The organism is Stenotrophomonas sp. TD3 (assembly GCF_001939825.1).
Lineage (GTDB): Bacteria > Pseudomonadota > Gammaproteobacteria > Xanthomonadales > Xanthomonadaceae > Stenotrophomonas.
The window spans coordinates 1291954-1309735 of sequence record NZ_MOYM01000001.1 but is presented as its reverse complement, the minus strand read 5'-3'; the positions used below and the strand labels follow the sequence as shown (position 1 = coordinate 1309735).

The following is a 17782-nucleotide window of genomic DNA, read 5'->3' as shown; positions in this document are numbered from 1 at the left end:
GCACCATGTCGCTGCGATCCACTGCCAAGCGCTGGACCTACCTGGTGCACCGCTGGCTGGGCATCGGCGGATGCCTGTTGATGCTGCTGTGGTTCGTCAGCGGCATGGTGATGCTGTTCATCGGCTACCCGAAGCTGACGCCCGGTGAGCGGCTGGCGGCATTGCCGGAGCTGGGTGAGGTCTGCGATCTGCAGGGGCTGTCGATACTGCCTGCCGCTGTGCAGGCCGAGCCGGAAAGCGTGGCACTGACCACGCTGCGTGGCGAGCCTGCGTATGTGGTGCGCAATGGCAGCAACGTAGGCGCCTGGTCGGCGTACACCGGCCAGGCGCTGCTGCCGGTGTCGGCACAGCGCGCCGAAGCATCCGCTGCAGAGTTCGCCGGCGGCCAGGCGTTCGTGGGTGCGACGCGCGTGGACGAGGACCGCTGGACGCATTCGCGCGCGCTGGATGTGCATCGGCCGCTGTATCGCGTCGAGGTGGGCGGTACACAGCCGGGCGACCTGTATGTGTCCTCGCGTACCGGCGAAGTGGTGCTGGACGCACCGCATGTGCAGCAGCGCTGGAACTATGTGGGCGCCTGGCTGCACTGGCTGTACTTCCTGCGCATGCAGTCGGTGGATCCGGTGTGGACGTGGGTGGTGATCGTGTTGTCCGCGCTGTGCACGTTGGCGGCGGCCAGCGGCATCGTGGTGGGCGTGTGGCGCTGGCGTTTCCGTGGGCGCTACCGCTCCGGTGCGAAGACACCGTACGTCGAACCGTGGATGCGCTGGCACCATCTGATCGGGCTGGTGGCTGCGGCCTTCGTGTTCACCTGGATGTTCAGCGGGCTGATGTCGATGAATCCACTGGGGGTCTTCAGCAGCACGCGCGAGGCGATCGACAGCGGGCGCTATCGTGGCGGCGTGGTGGCGGTGGATGGCGCGCTGGGTGAGCCGGCGAAGCTCATGGCAGTGGCCGAGGTTGAGCGCTTCCAACCGGTCGAGATCCAGTGGCGCCGCATCGGGGGCGAGCTGTTCGCGGTGCTGTTGGATGGGAAGGGCGATACCCGCATCGTGTCCGGCAGCGATGGGCATCTGCAGGTGGCGCGCCTGCTGCCGGCGACGTGGCTGCAGCAGAAGGTGCGTGCGCTGTCCGATGCGCCGATGCAGGGTTTCGTGGTGCAGCGTGCAGCAGACGCCTACTTCTATCCGCGTGCGCCCGAGGCCATGAATGGTGCAGCAGTTCGCCGCTTCCCGGTGGCGGTGGCGGATTTCGGCGATGCCGAGGCGACGCGGGTCTACGTCGATCTCGCCACGGGCGACCCGTTGCTGACAGTGGGGCATCGCGAGCGGGTCGGGCGCTGGTTGTTCTACTTCCTGCACAGCTGGGACCTGCCGGCGATGCTGCGCCAGGAAGGTGCCCGGCTGGCGGTGTTGCTGCTGCTGAGCGCTGCTGGCACCGCGCTGTGTGCCACGGCGACGGTGATCGGCTATCGGCGTTTGCGGATGAAGCTGCGGCGCAGGCGGCGCTGATGCCCTGGACTACACCCGCAGCCAACGCGTGGACAGGGCAACCAGCAACAAGGCTGTGGCCACGCCGATGAAGGCGGCGATCAGGCCGAAGTGGTTGGCAGCAAATCCGATCAGCGCCGGTCCGGCAAGGATGCCGGCAAAGCCCAGCGTGGAAACGGCGGTGATGGCCAGCGCGCCAGGCATGCGGGTCTGGTGGCCGGCCAGCGAGAACAGCGCGGGCGCGATGTTGGCGCAGCCGAGGCCGACCAGCACATAGCCGATCAGCGACGCCTGCCACGGCGTGACCAGGGTCAACACCAGCACGCCCGCGGCGGCAAGCAGCGCGCCGAACACGATCGCGCGCTCACGGCCTACGCGTGCCACCAGTGCGTCGCCGAACAGGCGCGCGACGGTCATGGTCAGGGTGAAGGTCACATAGCCGATGCCGGCGAGGCTGGCATCGACGCGACGCACATCGCTGAGGAAGACCGCGCTCCAGTCCAGCATCGCGCCTTCGCCGAGGAAGGCGACGAAGGCCAGCACGCCGATGAACAGCACGATGCCGTGCGGCAGGGCCAGCATCGGTGTGTCGTGCGGCATGCGTTCGCTGTGCCAGTACGCCGCCGACAGCAACATCACGAGCAGCATGGCGCCGACGCCGATCATCACCGATGCCAAGGGAGGCAGCTGTGCGGACAGCAGCACGGTCATGATGGCTGCGCCGAGGAAACCACCGATGCTGAAGAAGGCATGGAAGCCGGACATCATCACGCGCCGTGCTTCGCGCTCGACGATGACGGCCTGCACGTTCATCGTGCAGTCCATCGCGCCCACGGCGGCGCCGAACACGAACAGAACCAGCCCCAGTGACCAGGCCGAACCGGCCAGCGCCAGGCCGGGCACGGTCAGGCAGATCAGCAGGCTGCTGGCCACCATCACCCGCCGGCAACCGAGGCGTGCGGCCAGCACGCCGGACAAGGGCATCGCCAGCAGCGACCCGGCACCGAGGCAGAGCAGCACCAGCCCCAGCGTGCCGTCGTTGATGCCGGTGCGCGCCTTGGCGAATGGCACCAGGGTGGCCCACAGCGCGGTGGCGAAGCCGGGAATGAAGAACGCAGCGCGGGTCGCGTGCTGTTCGGCACGCGCGCGGTTGGCAAGGGACATGAGCGGTACGGTCAGGGAGGCGTGGGGTGCACCGCGATACCGGCGGCGCGGAAGCGAGCCGCCAGTGCGGGCGGTGCGGTGGTGGTCAGCACCAGGTCGTCAATCTCGTCCAGGCTGGCGATCTGCCAGTTGCCGCGCGCACCGAGCTTTTCGGTGGTGGCAGCGACGATGACACGGCTGCTGCAGGCCACCATCGCGCGCTTCAGCGTGGCTTCTTCCGCATCCATCGCCCACACGCCGGTGTCACCGTCCACCGCGCATGGGCCAGGCAGGTACACGTCGGCGCGCAGGCGCTGCACCTGGGCCAGTGCTTCAGCGCCAACCGCGCCACCACCGCTGGCCAACCGCCCGCCGATCAACTGCACCGAGGTGCCCTCAAGCACGCTGGCGGCGGTGGCGATCTGCGGCGCGTTGGTGATCACCGTCAAGCCGAGGGCGGCCGGCAACTGCTGGGCGATCGCCAGGTTGGTTGAACCGGCATCGAGCAGCACGACCTGGCCGGGTTGCAGCAGCGCGCAGACGCGGGCGGCCAGTTCGGCCTTGTCGCCGCGATCGCGGGTCAGGCGCTCGCGCAGCGGGCGTTCCTTGGGGGGCGGCAGCACGGCGCCGCCGTAGACGCGCTGGCACAGGCCCTGCGCAGCCAGCTCGCGCAGGTCGCGGCGGATCGAATCTTCAGAGACGGCATAGCGGCGCGCCAGTTCGGCGGCGACCACGCGGCCCTGCTGGCGCAGTTCCTCGAGGATCTGCCGGGTGCGCTGGGCGGGGAGGGGGCTGGGATCGGAGCTCATGCCGCAAGTCTGCACGTTCGTGCATTAACGCGCAACAACGTGCATGCGGGGGTTGGGGGGGACACACGGCGGCTGGACTGCTGGTGAATTCGCCCGCGCCCACGTCTATGGATCGCCCTCGCGGCCCGGCATGATGGCGGGGCACTTGGCATGGAATCCCTGATGTCCCCCACCGTTCACCGCAAGCTGCGCATCGGCGCGGACCAGTACACCGGCCAGAAAGTGGTCGACCAGCAGTTCCATGAGTGCGACTTTTCCGGCGCCGACCTGATCGCCACCGAGTTCATCAACTGCAGCTTCTACGATGCCGACAGCCGCACCGGCTGCCGCTTCAACGGCGCCACGCTGAAGGAAGCCAGTTTCCGCAGTTGCGACCTCAGCATGTGCCACTTCAACTTCATCAAGGCGCTGGGCCTGGAGATCAGCGAGTGCCGCGCGCAGGGCGCGGATTTCAGCAACGCCAGCTTCATGAACCAGATCACCACGCGCAGCTGGTTCTGCAGCGCCTTCATCAAGAAGTCGAACCTGCGCTATGCCAATTTCTCGCGGGTGACGCTGGAGAAATGCGAACTGTGGGAAAACCGCTGGGATGGTGCGAACGTGAGCGGCGCCAGCTTCGCCGGCTCGGACCTGTCCGGCGGCCAGTTCGAGGGCATCGACTGGAACAGTGCCAACTTCACCGACTGCGACCTGACCCACTCGGAGCTGGGTGAGCTGGACCTGCGCAGCACCAACCTGCGCGGCGCCACGCTGGATGTGCAGCAGGTGGCGCTGTTGATGCAGCGCATCGGCATCACCGTGGTGCCGTAGGCATCACCCGGCGTACGCCACCCAACCCTTGAAGCTGAAGCCTGCGTAGAACAGCTCCACGCCGTCGAAGCCGGCCTCCTGCAGTAGTGCGACTTCCTGTTCGGGGGCCAGCAGCGGCAGCCGCTCGGCAATGGCGTCGATCGCGCGCTGTGCATCGGCGTGGGCAACGCCCGAGGCTTCGGCGAACGCGGCGTAGCGCTGCAACCAGCGCAGCCTGCCGGCCGGATCCTGCGGCACGCTGTGGTGCGCCACCACCAGCGGCGCGCCGGGCTGCAGGCGTCGGTGCAGCCCGCGCAGCGTATGCAGGCGCTGCGCGGCATCGAGGAAGTGCAGGGTCAACAAGCAGCTGGCACCATCGAAGCGCACATCCGGGGCATCGTCGATGTAGCCTTCCAGCAATTCGACGCGTGCGTTCAACGGGCCCAGTGTCTGTTCGGCCAGGGCCAGCATCGGCGCAGCAGGGTCCACGCCGAGCAGTTGCCAGCCCGGCTGCGCTTCGGCAAAAGCCTTCAGCTCCAGCCCGCCACCGGCGCCCAGCACCAGCACGCGGCCCTGTGCGGGAACGCGTTCGGCCAGCAACAGGCGGCTCATCTGCTGCAACGCGAGGAAGCCGGGCACCTGGCGCAGCGGCGCTTCGGCATAGCGGGCCACCGCCTGCGGGTCGGAGAACGTGGACATGCGCGGGTTCCTGCGGCGGGGACATACCACTGTAGCGCGGCGCGCAAGGGGCATTGCGCGCCGCTGCCGCACGGGCAGGACGGGGCTCAGGCCGCTGCTGTCTCAAGCACGTCTTGCAGCCGCACCTCGCCGAGGAAGCCGCCGCTGCTGGTTGCCGGCCGCTGCGCTTCGACGGCGTGGGCGAACTGCACGCCAGCGTCGTCCTGCAGACGCTCGAACAGTTGCTGCACCCTGGGGAACTCGCGACGATCGACCACCTGGTGATAGTCGTTCCAGCGCGCGATGCCGGCGAAGTAGGCATCGGCAAAGCTGCGCTGTTCGCCCAGCAGCCACGGGCCCGTGCCGATCATCTGCTCCAGCGCCTGGTGGGCGTGGCGCACCTTGTTCGTGCCATAGGCACGCAGCGCATCGCCTTCATCGCCTTCCGCATGCTCCAGTGCGTGCCAGAGCGGGGCGTAGGCACCGAAGAAGCTGGTGTTGAGATAGGCCAGCCGGTGGTTGAGACGATCAAAGCCAGACGTGCCCTGTGCGAAGCCCAGCCCCTGCGCGATGCCCTTCGCGGCCAGGTGGTTGAGGATGGCCAGGCTCTCGCTGAGTTGTTCGCCCTGCGCGGTGCACAGGGTCGGGGTTTCGCCCAGCGGATTGAGGCGACGGTAGTCTTCGCCCTGCACCTGGCCGGGCATGTCGATGCGGCACAGGTGATACGGCTGGCGCAGCCATTCCAGAGCGACGATGGAGCCGAACGAGCAGCCCGAGGGCACGCCATAGAAGAGGATCGGGGTCATGGCAGGTTTCCGGTTCAAGCCGCGATGCGGCGGGTGAGGAAAGCGTGCCTGCGTGGACATTGCCCCGGAAGCCGTTCGGATGGCATCCTGAAGTCCACATCTGTGGACGTTGCGCATGCTCAACCTCAACGATCTGGCCCTGTTCGTGGCCGCAGTGGAGCAGGGCGGGTTCGCTGCAGGCGGGCGCCATCTGGGCCTGCCGCGCTCGACGTTGAGCAAGCGTGTGGCGCTGCTGGAAGAACACCTTGAGGTGCGGCTGCTGCAGCGCAGTTCGCGCCGCTTCGCGCTGACCGAGGTCGGTCAGGAGTTCTTCGAACGCGCACGCGCGGCGTTGTCTGAGGTTGAGGCGGCCGAGGCCATCGTCCGTGACCGCCAGGCCGAACCCAGCGGCACCGTGCGGATCAGCGCTTCGATTCCGGTGGTGCAGGGCGAGCTCGCCGTATGCCTGCCCGCGTTGGCTCGACGCTATCCGCGGCTGCGCATCGAAGTTGAAGTGAGTGATCGTTTCATCGACCTGGCGCAGGAAGGCATCGACATCGCCTTGCGCAGCCACTTCGGTCCGCTGCCCGATTCCGGGTTGGTGCAACGTTCGCTGGGGAGCGAGCGCATCGTGCTGGTGGCGTCCCCGGGCTATCTGGCAGCCGCGCCGGCGGTGGAGACGCCCGAGCAGCTACGCGCGCATGCCGGCCTGCTGACCGCGCGCCACGCAACGCGCTGGACGCTGCACAGCGCCGACGCCCGCACCGTGCAGGTGGAACCGCAGGTGGCGCTGGTCGGCAATGAGTCGCAGCTGCTGATCGCGGCGGCCGAAGCGGGCCTCGGCATCACCGTGTTGCCGCACAGCCTGTGCGCTGCGGCGATTGCGGCCGGACGCCTGCGGCAGGTTCTGCCGGCGTGGCATGCCGGCGAAGTCACCACCAGCGTGCTGCTGCCGCATCGTCGCGGCCAGTTGCCGGGCGTGCGCGTGGTGGTGGATGCGCTGGTCGCGCATTACCAGCTCAACGCAGCGCCCGCGCCAGCACCTGCCAGATCCGTGCGTCCTGGCACTGCGAAACGTTGAAGCGCAGATAGTCGGCCGCGCGCTGCGACTGGCTGAACGCGTTGCCCGGTGCCAGCACGATGCCCTCGCGCAGGCACTGCCGCGCCAGCGCGGCGGAATCGCGGCCATCCGGCAGTTGGCACCACAGGAACAGGCCGGCCTCTGGCTGCAGCCACGGGGTGATGCCCAGCGTGTGCAGTTTGCGCAGCGTGTCCCGGCGCGCGTCAGCCAAGCGCGAACGCACCGATTGCATGTGGCGTCGGTAGCCACTGTCGGTCAGCGCGATGTGCATCAGTTGCGCGGCCAGATGGCCACCGCCGAAGCTGGTTGCCAGCTTCAGGTCGGTCAATGCTTCGATCCAGTCATGGCGTGCAGCGATGTAGCCGCAGCGCGAGGCTGCCGACAGCGTCTTGGAGAAACTGCCGACATGGATCACCCGCGACAGCCCATCGAGCGCGGCCAGCCGCGGCGCCGGCTGCAGTTCGAAGTCGGCGAAGATATCGTCCTCGACGATGATCAGCTCGCTGCGTTCGGCCAGGCCCAGCAGGCGGTGCGCGGTACTGGCCGAAAGCACCGCGCCGGTCGGGTTGTGCAGGCCGGAGTTGGTGATGTACAGCCGCGGCGAATGCTCCTGCAATGCGCGTTCGAACGCTTCAAGGTCCGGGCCGGTGGGCGTGTACGGCACACCCACGGCCTGTACCTGGTGCGCCTTCAGCAGCGCGTGGTAGTTGAAGTAGCTGGGGTCATCGACCAGCACGCAGTCACCGGGCTTGAGCAGGAAACGGCAGATCAGGTCGATCGCGTGCGTCCCGGATTCGGTCAGCAGGATCTGTTCCATCGGTGCATCGATGCCCAGCGTGGCGCTTCGCCGTTGCAGCAGCTGGCGCAACGCGGGCAGGCCGAGCGGGCCGGCGTAGTCGGCCAGATGCATGGCATCGGCACGCGCCAACCGGCGCAGGCCGCGGCGCACGCCATCGTGATACAGCCAGTCGCTGGGCATCCAGCCGCACCCTGGCTTGAGGTGGCCCGGCGGGGTTTCCAGCGACTGCCGCGACACCCATAGCGGGTCCACGGCGCGGTCCAGCCGGGGCTCCATCTTGGCCAGTGCCAGCGGTGCGGCGGGCCCACTGACGTAGAAGCCGGATCCTGCGCGCGCCGTGATCAGGCCTTCAGCCGCGAGGCGCTCGTAGGCTTCGACCACGGTCGAGACTGAGACTGCCATCGCTGCGGCCTGCGCGCGCACCGAAGGCAGGCGCGAGCCGGGACCATCCACGCGTGCGGTGATGCGGTTGCGGACGGCCTGGATGACCGATTCGATGCGTGTAAGCGGACGTGGCATGGCAGCACTGTAGTGGAAGTATGGGCAGTACAGTTCTTTACGACTGTACTGGATTGTAGCTGGGGCGGTTCCGCGCTGGATGCTTCCATACAGGCTCCGCCAGGCATCGCCCGGCACTTCAGGATTACAGGCGTGGAACGGTCGGCGAGTGGTTGGATCAATGGCTTCATTGGCGTGGTGATCTTCGCCGGCTCGTTGCCGGCTACCCGCCTGGCGGTGCTTGAACTGGATGCCGGGTTCGTCACCGCCGCACGCGCCACCATCGCCGCTGTGCTTGGCCTGGGGCTGCTGCTTCTGCTGCGCCAGCCGTGGCCGCGCCGCAGTGAGCTGCCAGGCCTGGTGGTGGTCAGCCTCGGCGTGGTGGTCGGTTTTCCGCTGCTGACCGCGCTCGCCCTGCGTCACGCCTCATCCGCGCACACCATCGTGTTTGTCGGCCTGCTGCCACTGAACACTGCGGTATTCGGCGTGCTGCGCGGTGGCGAGCGGCCGCGCCCTGCGTTCTGGCTGTTCTCGTTGCTGGGCAGTGCCTGCGTGGTCGGCTATGCGGTGCGCAACGGCATCGAGGCCTCGCTGCAGGCCGACCTGCTGATGCTGGCGGCGATCGTGGTGTGCGGGCTGGGCTATGCCGAGGGCGGCCGACTCGCCCGCCATCTGGGCGGCTGGCAAGTGATCAGCTGGGCGCTGCTGCTGGCGTTGCCGGTGATGCTGCCGATGACAGTGCTGATGCGCCCGGCCTCGTTCACTGCGGTCGGTGCCTCGGCGTGGTGGGCGCTGGGCTACGTGGCGGTGTTCAGCATGCTGATCGGCTTCCTGTTTTGGTACCGCGGGCTGGCGCAGGGCGGCATCGCCGCTGTTGGCCAGTTGCAGTTGCTGCAACCGTTCTTCGGCCTCGCCCTGGCCGCGCTGCTGCTGCACGAATCGGTCAGCCTCAGCATGGTGCTGGTGACCGTGGCTGCCGTGGTCTGCGTGGCCGGCGCCCGCCGCTTCAGCCACTAGGAAAAAGGGGACGGAGGGGATTAAGTCGCAACTGGCCACACTGTGCCTGAAACGACTTAATCCCCTCCGTCCCCTTTTCGACGATAGCGTTCGCGTATCGTGGAGGGCGGTGAACGGTATTGGCTGCGGCCTGCGTGCTTGGTTGAAGCTGGGCGCATGAAGCCGATTTCCCGAATTTCCTTTGACGGCCAGGTGGGTCTGGTGACCGGTGCCGCCGGTGGACTTGGGCTGGCCTACAGCCGCCTGCTGGCCGAGCGTGGTGCGCGGGTGCTGATGCATGACGTCGGCGCCGGTACCAATGGCCGAGGCGTTGACCCGCAGCGCATCGTGCGCAGCGTCGAAGCACTGCAGGTGCAGGGGCTTTCAGTGCAGGCTGCAAGCGGTCCCATCGACCATCGCGCCGGTTGCCATGCGCTGGTGCAGGAATTGCTGCAGGCGCACGGCCGCATCGACTTTCTGATCCACAACGCGGGCTGGGTCGAGTACCAGACGCTGGAAGCGATCGAGGACGAGGCGCTGGAGCAGATGCTGTGCCTGGCGGCGAAGACGCCGTTGTGGCTGGCGCAGGCGGCGTGGCCCACGATGCGTGCGGCTGGCGGTGGCCGCATCGTCATCACGACATCCGACCGCGCGCTGTATCCGCAATACGCACAGCGCGGACTGTCCGCCTATGCGATGGGCAAGCTGGCCGCGCTTGGCCTGGTCAATGTGCTGGCGCTGGAAGGCGCCGAGCATGGCATCGTGGTCAACGCGGTTTCGCCGGTGGCGAAGACCCGCATGTGGGGTATCGAAGGCGAGCCCGACGAACTGCATCCGGACGCTGTTGCGCAAGGGGTGGCCTATCTGGCATCCACGCGCTGCCAGGAGGGTGGGTGGGCGCTGCGTGCCAGCAATGGGCAGTTCCATGCACTGCGCCTGCAGGACGCCGAGCATGTGGCATACCCACGGGATCTGCGCGCGGTGACTGCTGACAGCATTGAATCCGTCGCGCTGCAGTGGCCGGCCATTGCCCGCGCCAGTGTGGACGCGCGCAGCTGACGGCGTACCCTAGGCAGGTTCCCATTGCCGGCACCGAGATGATCGACCTGCGCCTGCTACGCCAGTTCGTGGCTGTGGCCGAAGAGCTGCATTTCCACCGCGCTGCAGCCCGCCTGCACATGTCGCAGCCACCGCTGACGGCGGCGATACGACGGCTGGAAGATGAACTGGGCAGCGAACTGATCGTGCGCGGCAATCGCACCCTGGGCCTGACCGTGGCCGGGCAGACGCTGCTGGTGGAGGCGCGGGCAACGCTGCAGCAGGCCGAGCAGGCGCTGCAGCGCACGCGCGAGGCTGCAGCCGGGCAGTCCGGCAGCCTGCGCGTAGGCTATGTGGGCAGTGCGCTGTATGGCCGCCTGCCTGGCCTGATCCGCCGCTTCCGCCAGCAGTACCCGCAGGTACAGCTGCACCTGCAGGAAGCCACGTCGCGCCAGCAGCAGTTGTGGCTGCGTGAGCAGCGCATCGATGTCGGCGTGCTGATTCCACCGATTCCCGCCGCCGAGCTGGAACTGCACGACTTCGACCGCGACCGCCTTGCGATTGCGCTGCCGCGTGCACATGCGTTGGCCGATGCGGCAGAGGTCAGTGTGGCGATGCTGGCCGACGAACCGTTCGTTTCATGGCCGGCGGGCGAGGGCATCGGCTTCCACGCGCAGGTGCTGGGTCTGTGCACGGCGGCGGGATTCACCCCGCGCGTGGTGCAGGAAGCGCAGGGCATGCATGCGGTGTTGTCGCTGGTGGCGGTGGACGCTGGCGTGGCGATCGTTCCAGCCAGCATGGCGAGCTTCCGCCCGCAGGAGATCGTCTATCGCGTGCTGGAGAGCGAAGCCGCCCGTTTCGCCTTGCAGTTCTGCGTGCGCCCGGAATCACCGTCGCCGGTGCTGGGCAATTTCCTGGAGGCGGGCAGAGGCTGACGTCGCCTGTGCCCTCGCAGACCGCAGCGCACTGTCACGGAGTCAGTCCCGGGTGATGCCTGCCTTACGTCCAAGCGCATCCTGTACCAGCGTGTTGAGGCCCATCCCACGGGATACGGCCAGCTGCACGGCAGCGGCGTGTTCATTCCAGCTGCCTTGCGGCTGCGCTGCCATCAGGTCCCCCGTGCTGGCGGCCAGGGATGTTCCCAATCCCGCCTCCGCCGTCATCGTGTTGTCGTGTCCCGCTCACGCCGCCTATGCCGATCCGGGCCTAGTCTCGATCGTCCCCGTCCCCCACGGAGACCCGCCATGTGGCTGCTCGACCATCTCTGGCCCGGCCGTAGACCACTTCCTCCCCCGGTCGCGGACGCACAGCAGGCGCCGCCACGCCGCCCCTGGCTGAAACGCCCTGCGCGGGCCGGGCGCAGCGGCATGGCGCCCTAGCAGAAGGTCGCCACGCCGCCGCGGCGCGCGCGCCACTAGCCGGTGCGGTCGGCGGGGTGGTTGACCCCGTCGTTGACCGGGATCACACCCAGCGCGAACGGGTCGATGCCCTCCAGGCAGGCCACGTTGTAACCGTACTGTTCCGGGTTGGAGCGGCGCCGGTGATGGGTGTAGATGCCGCACACGCCGCAGAAGTAGTGCTCGGCCACATGGGTGTTGAACTGGTACAGCTGCAGGTGGTTCTGCCCGCGCACCACCTGCAGGCCCGCGCGGGTAACGCTGGCCGCAATGGCACCCCGGCGCCGGCACATCGAGCAGTCGCATCGGCGCGGGTCGACGATGCCGTCCGGCAGGTCCAGCAGCAGTTCGACCGTGCCGCAATGGCAGGTGGCGCGGTGCTGGGGTTGGACCGGAACGCCGGCCACGGAAGTGATGCCCATCGTTGCTCCTGTGAGATGAACCTGGCCGCATGGACCGCCGCAGACGGTGCGCCGGCGTGCCTGAACGGGCCGTAGATGCCACGGTGAACCCGCTTGTGGCTAACTATGCGGCTTCGGGACCGCGACAGGATGCCAGTGAGAGCCGCAGGACGTTGGATGACAGGAAGTGCCATGGCGCTGGCAGCGTTGTGGGTGACCGGGCTGCTGGCCTATCAGATGCCGGGGCCGGGCTGGCTGGCGAACGGCATTGCGGTGCTGTGGCTGCTGCTTGCGCTGTGGGCGTCGTGGCGGATCGCGCGTGGCCGTGGCCATCGTCGCCTGGGTATGGCGTTCGGCGCCTCGCTGGCGCTGGCTGGCCTGTGGTGGCTGCTGCTGACCCCGCGCCAGGACCGCGTGTGGGCCGATGACGTGGCCCAGCGCTTGCATGTGGTGTCCTTCGACGGGCGCCAAGTAGTGTTCGACAACGTGCGTGATTTCACCTGGCGCAGCGAAACCGACTACGACGCGCGCTGGGTCCGCCGCGAATACGACCTGGACCAGCTGCGCTCGGCCGACCTGGTGCTGTCGTACTGGATGGGCCCGGCGATCGCCCACACCCTCATCTCGTTCGGTTTCGAGGATGGCCGCCACGTGGTGTTCTCGCTGGAGATCCGCAAGGAACGTGGTGAATCGTTCTCGGCGCTGGGCGGCTTCTTCCGCAAGTTCGAGATGACTCTGGTGGCCTCGGAGGAGACTGACATCATCCGCACCCGCACCAACGCGCGCGGCGAGGATGTCTACCTGTACCGCCTGCACGGCATGGACCGTGCGCAGCTGAAGGAGCTGTTTGCCGCGTACATCGCGCAGGCGCGCGAACTGGATGCGAAGCCGGGCTTCTACAACACGCTCACCAGCAACTGCACCACCATCGTCTTCGACCTGGCCCGGCACATCGCGCCGCGCCTGCCGTTGGACTATCGCCTGCTGCTGTCCGGGTATCTGGCCGAGTACGCGCAGGAGGTGGGTGCGCTCACGCCGGGTGTGCCGTACGCCGAACTGCATGACAAGGGCCGCATCACCCAGCGTGCGCTGGACCTGGGCAGCGGCGACCACTTCTCCACCGTGATCCGCCAGGGCGTGCCCGGCACCGAGCAGGACCCGCAGTAATGACCCGACTCTTCCTGATCCGCTGGCAGCGCGCGCTGCCGGTGTTGTTCGCCGCCTTCCTGCTGCTGGGCAGCAGCGGCTGCGCGATGGTGACCGTCAAGCAGGTCAAATCCAGCGATTCGCTGGTCAACAAGCGCGCCGACGTGCTCAACACCGGCAAGCTCAGCCCGGCCGCGCGCGAGACGCTCAGCGCGGCGGGCCTGGATGAGTCGCAGTGTGAGAAGGACTTCCTGGTCTGCCGCAGCACGTTGTTGATGACCGATGACCTCAATGTCGAGCAGCGGTTGTCGGCGCTGTCCGAACTGTGGGTGAAGGCCGCGCTGGCATTGACGCCGAAGAAGACCGCCGCCGGCGATCCGCCGATGAGCGATGCGGCGCTGGACGCCTGGCTGGAAGCCGCGCGCTATGCCTATGCCTACCTGTTCTACAGCGGCCGCTCACCGTCTGACCGAGCCTTCGAAGACCGGCAGACGCAGGTGCGCGACTACTACAACTACGCGGCAGAGAAGGCGGCTGTGGTGTTGTTCGTGCGCGCACGCGCCGCTGCGCTGGCAGGCGAGGACTATACGAAACCGCTCACGGTCGGCAGCTGGTCGCTGGCGTCCAACTACCAGCAGCTGGGCCTGAAGAGCATTCCTGCGCAGCTGGTGCCGGCCGGCACGGTCAGCTTCGTCGGCCTGCGCAGCACCTATCGCCGTGATGGTTTCGGCGCCGAGCTGGTGATGGTGATGGACCCGCCGAAGCTGGTCGCGCCGGTGATCGCGCCGGATGGCCCGAAGGCCGATACGCCGCCGGAGGATGAGGACGACGCGCGGCGTGGCCGCCGCCACCGCCATGATGATTCGGTGCCCGAGTTCAGCGAGATGTCCTCGATCAACGTCACCGCGTTGCTGCGGTTCGAGGGCAGCAGCCTGGACGATGTGATGCGCACGCGCCGGGTCGAGCTCGATGCCTATTCGCCGGAAGCCACCGAGCGCATCACCCTGCACGGTGAACAGGTGCCGCTGGCCGGCAATTTCACTGCCGCCTATGGCCTGTGGTTGGCGCAGAGTGGCTTCGCCCGGCAGTCACTGCGCACCCTGTTCGGCATGAGCGAGGGCATCGGCGAACCGCACATCTACCTGATGCAGCCGTGGGACCCGAATCGCCGCATCATCTTCATGCTGCATGGCCTGGCCAGCAGCCCGGAAGCCTGGGTGAACCTGGCCAACGAGATCATGGGCGACCCCGAGCTGCGCCAGCAGTTCCAGGTGTGGCAGGTCTATTACCCGACCAACGCACCGATTGCCTTGAACCGCTACGAGATCGCCAACGCCTTCAACGACACGCTGAAGCACTTCGACCCCAACGGCAGCACGCGTGCATCGAAGGACATGGTCTATATCGGTCACAGCATGGGCGGCGTGCTCGCGCGGCTGCTGGTGAGCGACTCCGGTGATGTGCTGTGGGATGACCTGCTGGCCAACTATGACCTGAAGGGCGAGCGGCTGAAGCGGGTGCAGACCAAGCTGGGGCCACTGCTGCATTTCAAGGCGCAGCCGAACGTGGAACGCGCGATCTTCATTGCCGCGCCGCACCAGGGCACGGATATCGCCGGCAACAAGGTCGGGCGCCTGATCGGGCGCCTGGTACGCCTGCCGCTGACCATCCTCGGCAAGTTCGAGGATGTGTTCATGGCGCTGGCACAGGCCGAACAGCAGGTCGATGGCACCGCCAAGCCGAAGATCCCCAACAGCATCGACAATCTCAAGGCCAGCGACCCGTTCGTGAAGGCCGCCGCGCAGTTGCCGATCGAAGCGGGCCTGAAGTACCACTCGATCATCGCCCAGCGCAAGCCGGAGCTGCCGGTGGAGAAGTCTGATGACGGGCTGGTGCCGTACTGGAGCGCGCACCTGCCGGGTGCGCTGTCGGAGAAGGTGATCATTTCCGGCCACAGCGTGCAGGAAACCCCGCAGGCCGTGCTGGAAGTGCGCCGCATCCTGCATCGGGACATCGATGACATGGGCGCCGCTACCAGGTAGTGCCGGCCGCTGGCCGGCATCATCACGGCATTCCTGCGTGCGTGGAGGTTGCCGGCCAGCGGCCGGCACTACCGAGCGCTGCCGCGCTACACCCGCCGTGCGATCATCGCGGCCAGCACCGCCAGGCCGAAAGTGATCGCCAGGCACAGCAGGTAGCCGGTGTGCGGCGCGCTTTCCACGAACAGGGCGAACAGCGCGCCGGAGACCGCCAGCGCGGTGGTCACCGACAGCGCCTCGCTCAGCTGCAGCGCCGAGGTATTGGCACCCTGCTCATGCGGCGCTGACAGCGACAGGGTCAGCACCGACAGGCTGGCGTAGATCATGCCCATGCCGAAACCGGTCACGGCCCAGCCGACCAGCGCGACCGGCAGCGGCATCTGCTTGAACAGCACCGCCAGCGTGGCGGCGATACCGACCGTCATCATCACCGTGCCAACGCGCAGCAGCTGTTGGCGTGACCAGCCGCGCTGCTGGTGACCCTGCAGCCAGGAGCCGGCGAACCAGCCCAGTGCACCGAGGCTGAGCACCGCGCCGGCCCAGCTGGGCGAAAGCCCGCGTTCGCGCTGCAGCAGCAGGGGCAGATAGGCCTCGCAGGCGAAGAACGCCGCCGCAGCGATGCCGCGCAGCGCGATCACGCTGGGCAGGCCGCGGCGCAGGATCAGCGTTCCGGCCGGCAACAGCCGGTGCACGCAGAACAGCAGCGCCAGCATCGCCACACCGATGCAGAGCAGGGCGGCCATGCCCTGTTGCTGGCCGCCGACGTAGAGCAGCAGTGCGGCCAGTGAGGCGCCACTGGCCCAGCGCACGATCTTGCCGCGCTCTTTGTCATCGCTGGTAGTCACGTTGGACTGCATGCGTGCCAATGCCGGGCGCAGCAGCAGTGCCGCCGGTATCGCCAGCAGTGGCACCGCCAGGAATACCCAGCGCCAGCCCAGATGCTGCACGATCAGCCCGCTCAGTGCCGGGCCAACCATCGAGGGCACCACCCAGCCTGCAGAGAACGCCGCGAACACCTTCGGTCGCAGGTGCTCGGGGTAGCTGCGGCCGACCATCACGTACAGCGAGACCGAAATCGCGCCCGCGCCCAGGCCCTGCATCAGGCGCCCGGCCACCAGCATGCCCATGCGCGTCGCAAAGCCGGCCAGCAGCAGGCCCAGCACGAAGCAGGCCAGGCCGTACCAGAGCGGGCGTGCGGGGCCGTGGCGATCGGCCCAGCGCCCGGCCAGGGTCATGCCGATGACGCTGGTGGCCAGGGTGCCGCCAAAGGCCAGCGCGTACAGGCGCAGGCCATCGAGCGCTTCGGCCACGGTGGGCATCGCGGCTGCCACGGCCAATGCCTCGAAGGCATGCAGCGCGACCAGCGCAACCATGCCGATGGTGGTGGCGCGGTAGCGCGCGGACAGGATCGAGGTGTCAGCCGGCAGGTGGGCGTCGGCGGGAGAGAGGGTCGGGGTCATACGGGTCAGGTGCAGGCCGCGCTTGTCAACGGGCGGCGAAGATAGCAGCATGACACCTCAACTGTAGTTGAGGTCAAGCAATGGCATCCCAGGAACTCAGCGTTGGCGAGGTCTCCCAGCGCAGTGGCGTGGCCATTTCCGCACTGCATTTCTACGAGCGCAAGGGGCTGATCAGCAGCCTGCGCACCTCGGGCAACCAGCGCCGTTACAGCCGCGATGTGCTGCGCCGGCTGGCCGTGATCCGCGTGGCGCAGCGGGTGGGCATGCCGCTGGAGGCGGTCGGCCGTGCCTTCGAGAGCCTGCCTGAAGGCCGCGCGCCGACCAAGGCCGACTGGGCCAAGCTGTCCGCGCGCTGGCGCACCGAGCTGGAAGAGCGCATCCACATGCTGCAGCTGCTGCGTGATGAACTGACCGGCTGCATCGGCTGTGGCTGCCTGTCGCTGCAGCATTGTCGCCTGGCCAACCCGGGCGACGTCCTCGGCGAACGCGGCGACGGCCCGATGCGCTGGGAATGAAAAAGGGGACGGAGGGGATTAAGTCGCAAGTGCACAAACGACTTGATCCCCTCCGTCCCCTTTTTCTTACCAGACCGTGATCGTCTCGCCGCTCTGGATGCCTTCCACTGCACGCTGGAAGGCCAGCGCCGCGCGCTGTGCGCTTACCGCTTCAAAGCCCGGGAAATAGGGGCCGTAGGTCGCCATTGATTCGATCAGCACGTTGGGGCTGACCACGTTGATGCGCAGGCCACGCGGCAGCAGTTCCAATGCAGCCGCACGCACGAAACCTTCCAGTGCGGCGTTCACTGCGGTGGCGTTGACGCCGTCGCGGATCGGCTGCGCGCTGATGATGCCGCTGGTCAGGGTGATCGAGCCGCCGGCGTTGAGGTGGTGCTGGGCGGCCAGTGCCAGCCGCACCTGCCCCAGCAGCTTGTCCTGCAGGCCGGTGTTGAACTGTGCTGGCGTCATCTGCTGCAACGGGCCGAAGTGCACCGAGCCGGTGGTGGAGATCACCGCATCGACCGGGCCGGTACGCGAGAACAGTTCGGCGACGCTGGCGTCATCGGTCAGGTCCACCCGCAGTTCGCCGCTGCTGCGGCCGGCGGCGAGAATCTGATGCTGCTGGCCGAGCTGGCGGGCGACTGCCTGGCCGAGCGTGCCGCTGGCACCGACGAGGAGGATCTTCATGGCCGTTCCTTGCGTGAGGGGGTGAGCGCAGTCTGCGCCCTCACAGCAG

Annotated in this window: 16 protein-coding genes and 1 pseudogene; 9 read left to right on the top strand and 8 right to left on the bottom strand. The window is 67.8% G+C overall.

Features of this window, described 5'->3' with window-relative positions:
• Positions 1 to 5: 5 nt before the first annotated feature.
• Entirely contained in the window at positions 6 to 1511 is a 1506-nt protein-coding gene (locus BKE09_RS06190) for a PepSY domain-containing protein (RefSeq protein WP_075675185.1), read from the top strand.
• Between the two features lie 9 nt (positions 1512 to 1520).
• On the opposite strand, the gene BKE09_RS06185 is transcribed toward BKE09_RS06190, so the two are convergent.
• Both BKE09_RS06185 and BKE09_RS06180 read right to left on the bottom strand, forming a co-directional pair.
• Positions 1521 to 2654: an MFS transporter gene (locus BKE09_RS06185; RefSeq protein WP_075675184.1), complete on the bottom strand. Its 1134-nt coding sequence runs from the start codon at positions 2652 to 2654 to the stop codon at positions 1521 to 1523.
• Between the two features lie 11 nt (positions 2655 to 2665).
• Positions 2666 to 3442 carry a DeoR/GlpR family DNA-binding transcription regulator gene (locus BKE09_RS06180; RefSeq protein ID WP_075675183.1) on the bottom strand — a complete coding sequence of 259 codons (777 nt, stop codon included), beginning with the start codon at positions 3440 to 3442 and terminating at the stop codon, positions 2666 to 2668.
• A 162-nt stretch (positions 3443 to 3604) separates the two neighbouring features.
• Between BKE09_RS06180 and smqnr the strand changes: the two genes are divergently transcribed.
• The gene (gene smqnr / locus BKE09_RS06175) at positions 3605 to 4252 is read left to right on the top strand and encodes a SmQnr family pentapeptide repeat protein (RefSeq protein WP_075676598.1); all 648 of its coding nucleotides are present in this window, start codon (positions 3605 to 3607) and stop codon (positions 4250 to 4252) included.
• A 3-nt stretch (positions 4253 to 4255) separates the two neighbouring features.
• Here the strand turns inward: smqnr and BKE09_RS06170 are convergent, their stop codons facing one another.
• Together BKE09_RS06170 and BKE09_RS06165 are read right to left on the bottom strand one after the other, a co-directional pair.
• Positions 4256 to 4930: a class I SAM-dependent methyltransferase gene (locus BKE09_RS06170; RefSeq protein WP_075675182.1), complete on the bottom strand. Its 675-nt coding sequence runs from the start codon at positions 4928 to 4930 to the stop codon at positions 4256 to 4258.
• 86 nt (positions 4931 to 5016) lie between these two features.
• Positions 5017 to 5715, bottom strand: a complete 699-nt coding sequence (locus tag BKE09_RS06165; protein WP_075675181.1) for a glutathione S-transferase family protein — start codon at positions 5713 to 5715, stop codon at positions 5017 to 5019.
• Positions 5716 to 5830: 115 nt separating this feature from the next.
• On the opposite strand from BKE09_RS06165, the gene BKE09_RS06160 reads away from it, so the two are divergent.
• Positions 5831 to 6775 carry a LysR substrate-binding domain-containing protein gene (locus BKE09_RS06160; RefSeq protein WP_075675180.1) on the top strand — a complete coding sequence of 315 codons (945 nt, stop codon included), beginning with the start codon at positions 5831 to 5833 and terminating at the stop codon, positions 6773 to 6775.
• Here the strand turns inward: BKE09_RS06160 and BKE09_RS06155 are convergent.
• Complete coding sequence (locus BKE09_RS06155; RefSeq protein ID WP_075675179.1) at positions 6714 to 8093, bottom strand: PLP-dependent aminotransferase family protein; 1380 nt, start codon at positions 8091 to 8093, stop codon at positions 6714 to 6716. The two genes, BKE09_RS06160 and BKE09_RS06155, sit on opposite strands and share 62 nt — an antisense overlap.
• Positions 8094 to 8225: 132 nt before the next feature.
• Between BKE09_RS06155 and BKE09_RS06150 the strand changes: the two genes are divergently transcribed.
• The 3 genes from BKE09_RS06150 (at position 8226) to BKE09_RS06140 (ending at position 11041) form a co-directional block, all read left to right on the top strand.
• Positions 8226 to 9089, top strand: a complete 864-nt coding sequence (locus BKE09_RS06150; protein WP_075675178.1) for a DMT family transporter — start codon at positions 8226 to 8228, stop codon at positions 9087 to 9089.
• A gap of 156 nt (positions 9090 to 9245) precedes the next feature.
• Positions 9246 to 10127 (top strand): SDR family NAD(P)-dependent oxidoreductase, encoded by an 882-nt coding sequence (locus BKE09_RS06145; RefSeq protein ID WP_075675177.1) that lies wholly within the window; start codon positions 9246 to 9248, stop codon positions 10125 to 10127.
• A 38-nt stretch (positions 10128 to 10165) separates the two neighbouring features.
• Complete coding sequence (locus BKE09_RS06140) at positions 10166 to 11041, top strand: LysR family transcriptional regulator (RefSeq protein WP_075675176.1); 876 nt, start codon at positions 10166 to 10168, stop codon at positions 11039 to 11041.
• Between the two features lie 479 nt (positions 11042 to 11520).
• Here the strand turns inward: BKE09_RS06140 and BKE09_RS06130 are convergent, their stop codons facing one another.
• A complete protein-coding gene (locus BKE09_RS06130; RefSeq protein WP_049443405.1) occupies positions 11521 to 11925 on the bottom strand; it encodes a GFA family protein in 405 nt (134 codons plus the stop codon).
• 171 nt (positions 11926 to 12096) lie between these two features.
• Here BKE09_RS06130 and BKE09_RS06125 point away from each other — a divergent pair, with 171 nt between their 5' ends.
• Positions 12097 to 13071 (top strand): DUF4105 domain-containing protein, encoded by a 975-nt coding sequence (locus tag BKE09_RS06125; protein WP_075675174.1) that lies wholly within the window; start codon positions 12097 to 12099, stop codon positions 13069 to 13071.
• Complete coding sequence (locus tag BKE09_RS06120; protein WP_075675173.1) at positions 13071 to 15092, top strand: hypothetical protein; 2022 nt, start codon at positions 13071 to 13073, stop codon at positions 15090 to 15092. The genes BKE09_RS06125 and BKE09_RS06120 overlap by 1 nt, the downstream gene beginning before the upstream one ends.
• Before the next feature lie 86 nt (positions 15093 to 15178).
• Here BKE09_RS06120 and BKE09_RS06115 read toward each other — a convergent pair whose 3' ends face one another.
• The gene (locus tag BKE09_RS06115) at positions 15179 to 16600 is read right to left on the bottom strand and encodes an MFS transporter (protein ID WP_075675172.1); all 1422 of its coding nucleotides are present in this window, start codon (positions 16598 to 16600) and stop codon (positions 15179 to 15181) included.
• Positions 16601 to 16629: 29 nt separating this feature from the next.
• On the opposite strand from BKE09_RS06115, the gene soxR reads away from it, so the two are divergent.
• Positions 16630 to 17064, top strand: coding sequence for a redox-sensitive transcriptional activator SoxR (gene soxR / locus BKE09_RS06110; RefSeq protein ID WP_014036217.1), 435 nt, complete (start codon positions 16630 to 16632; stop codon positions 17062 to 17064).
• Positions 17065 to 17130: 66 nt separating this feature from the next.
• Here soxR and BKE09_RS06105 read toward each other — a convergent pair.
• Positions 17131 to 17742, bottom strand: a pseudogene (locus BKE09_RS06105) (short chain dehydrogenase); the annotation flags it as partial.
• Positions 17743 to 17782 lie beyond the last annotated feature (40 nt).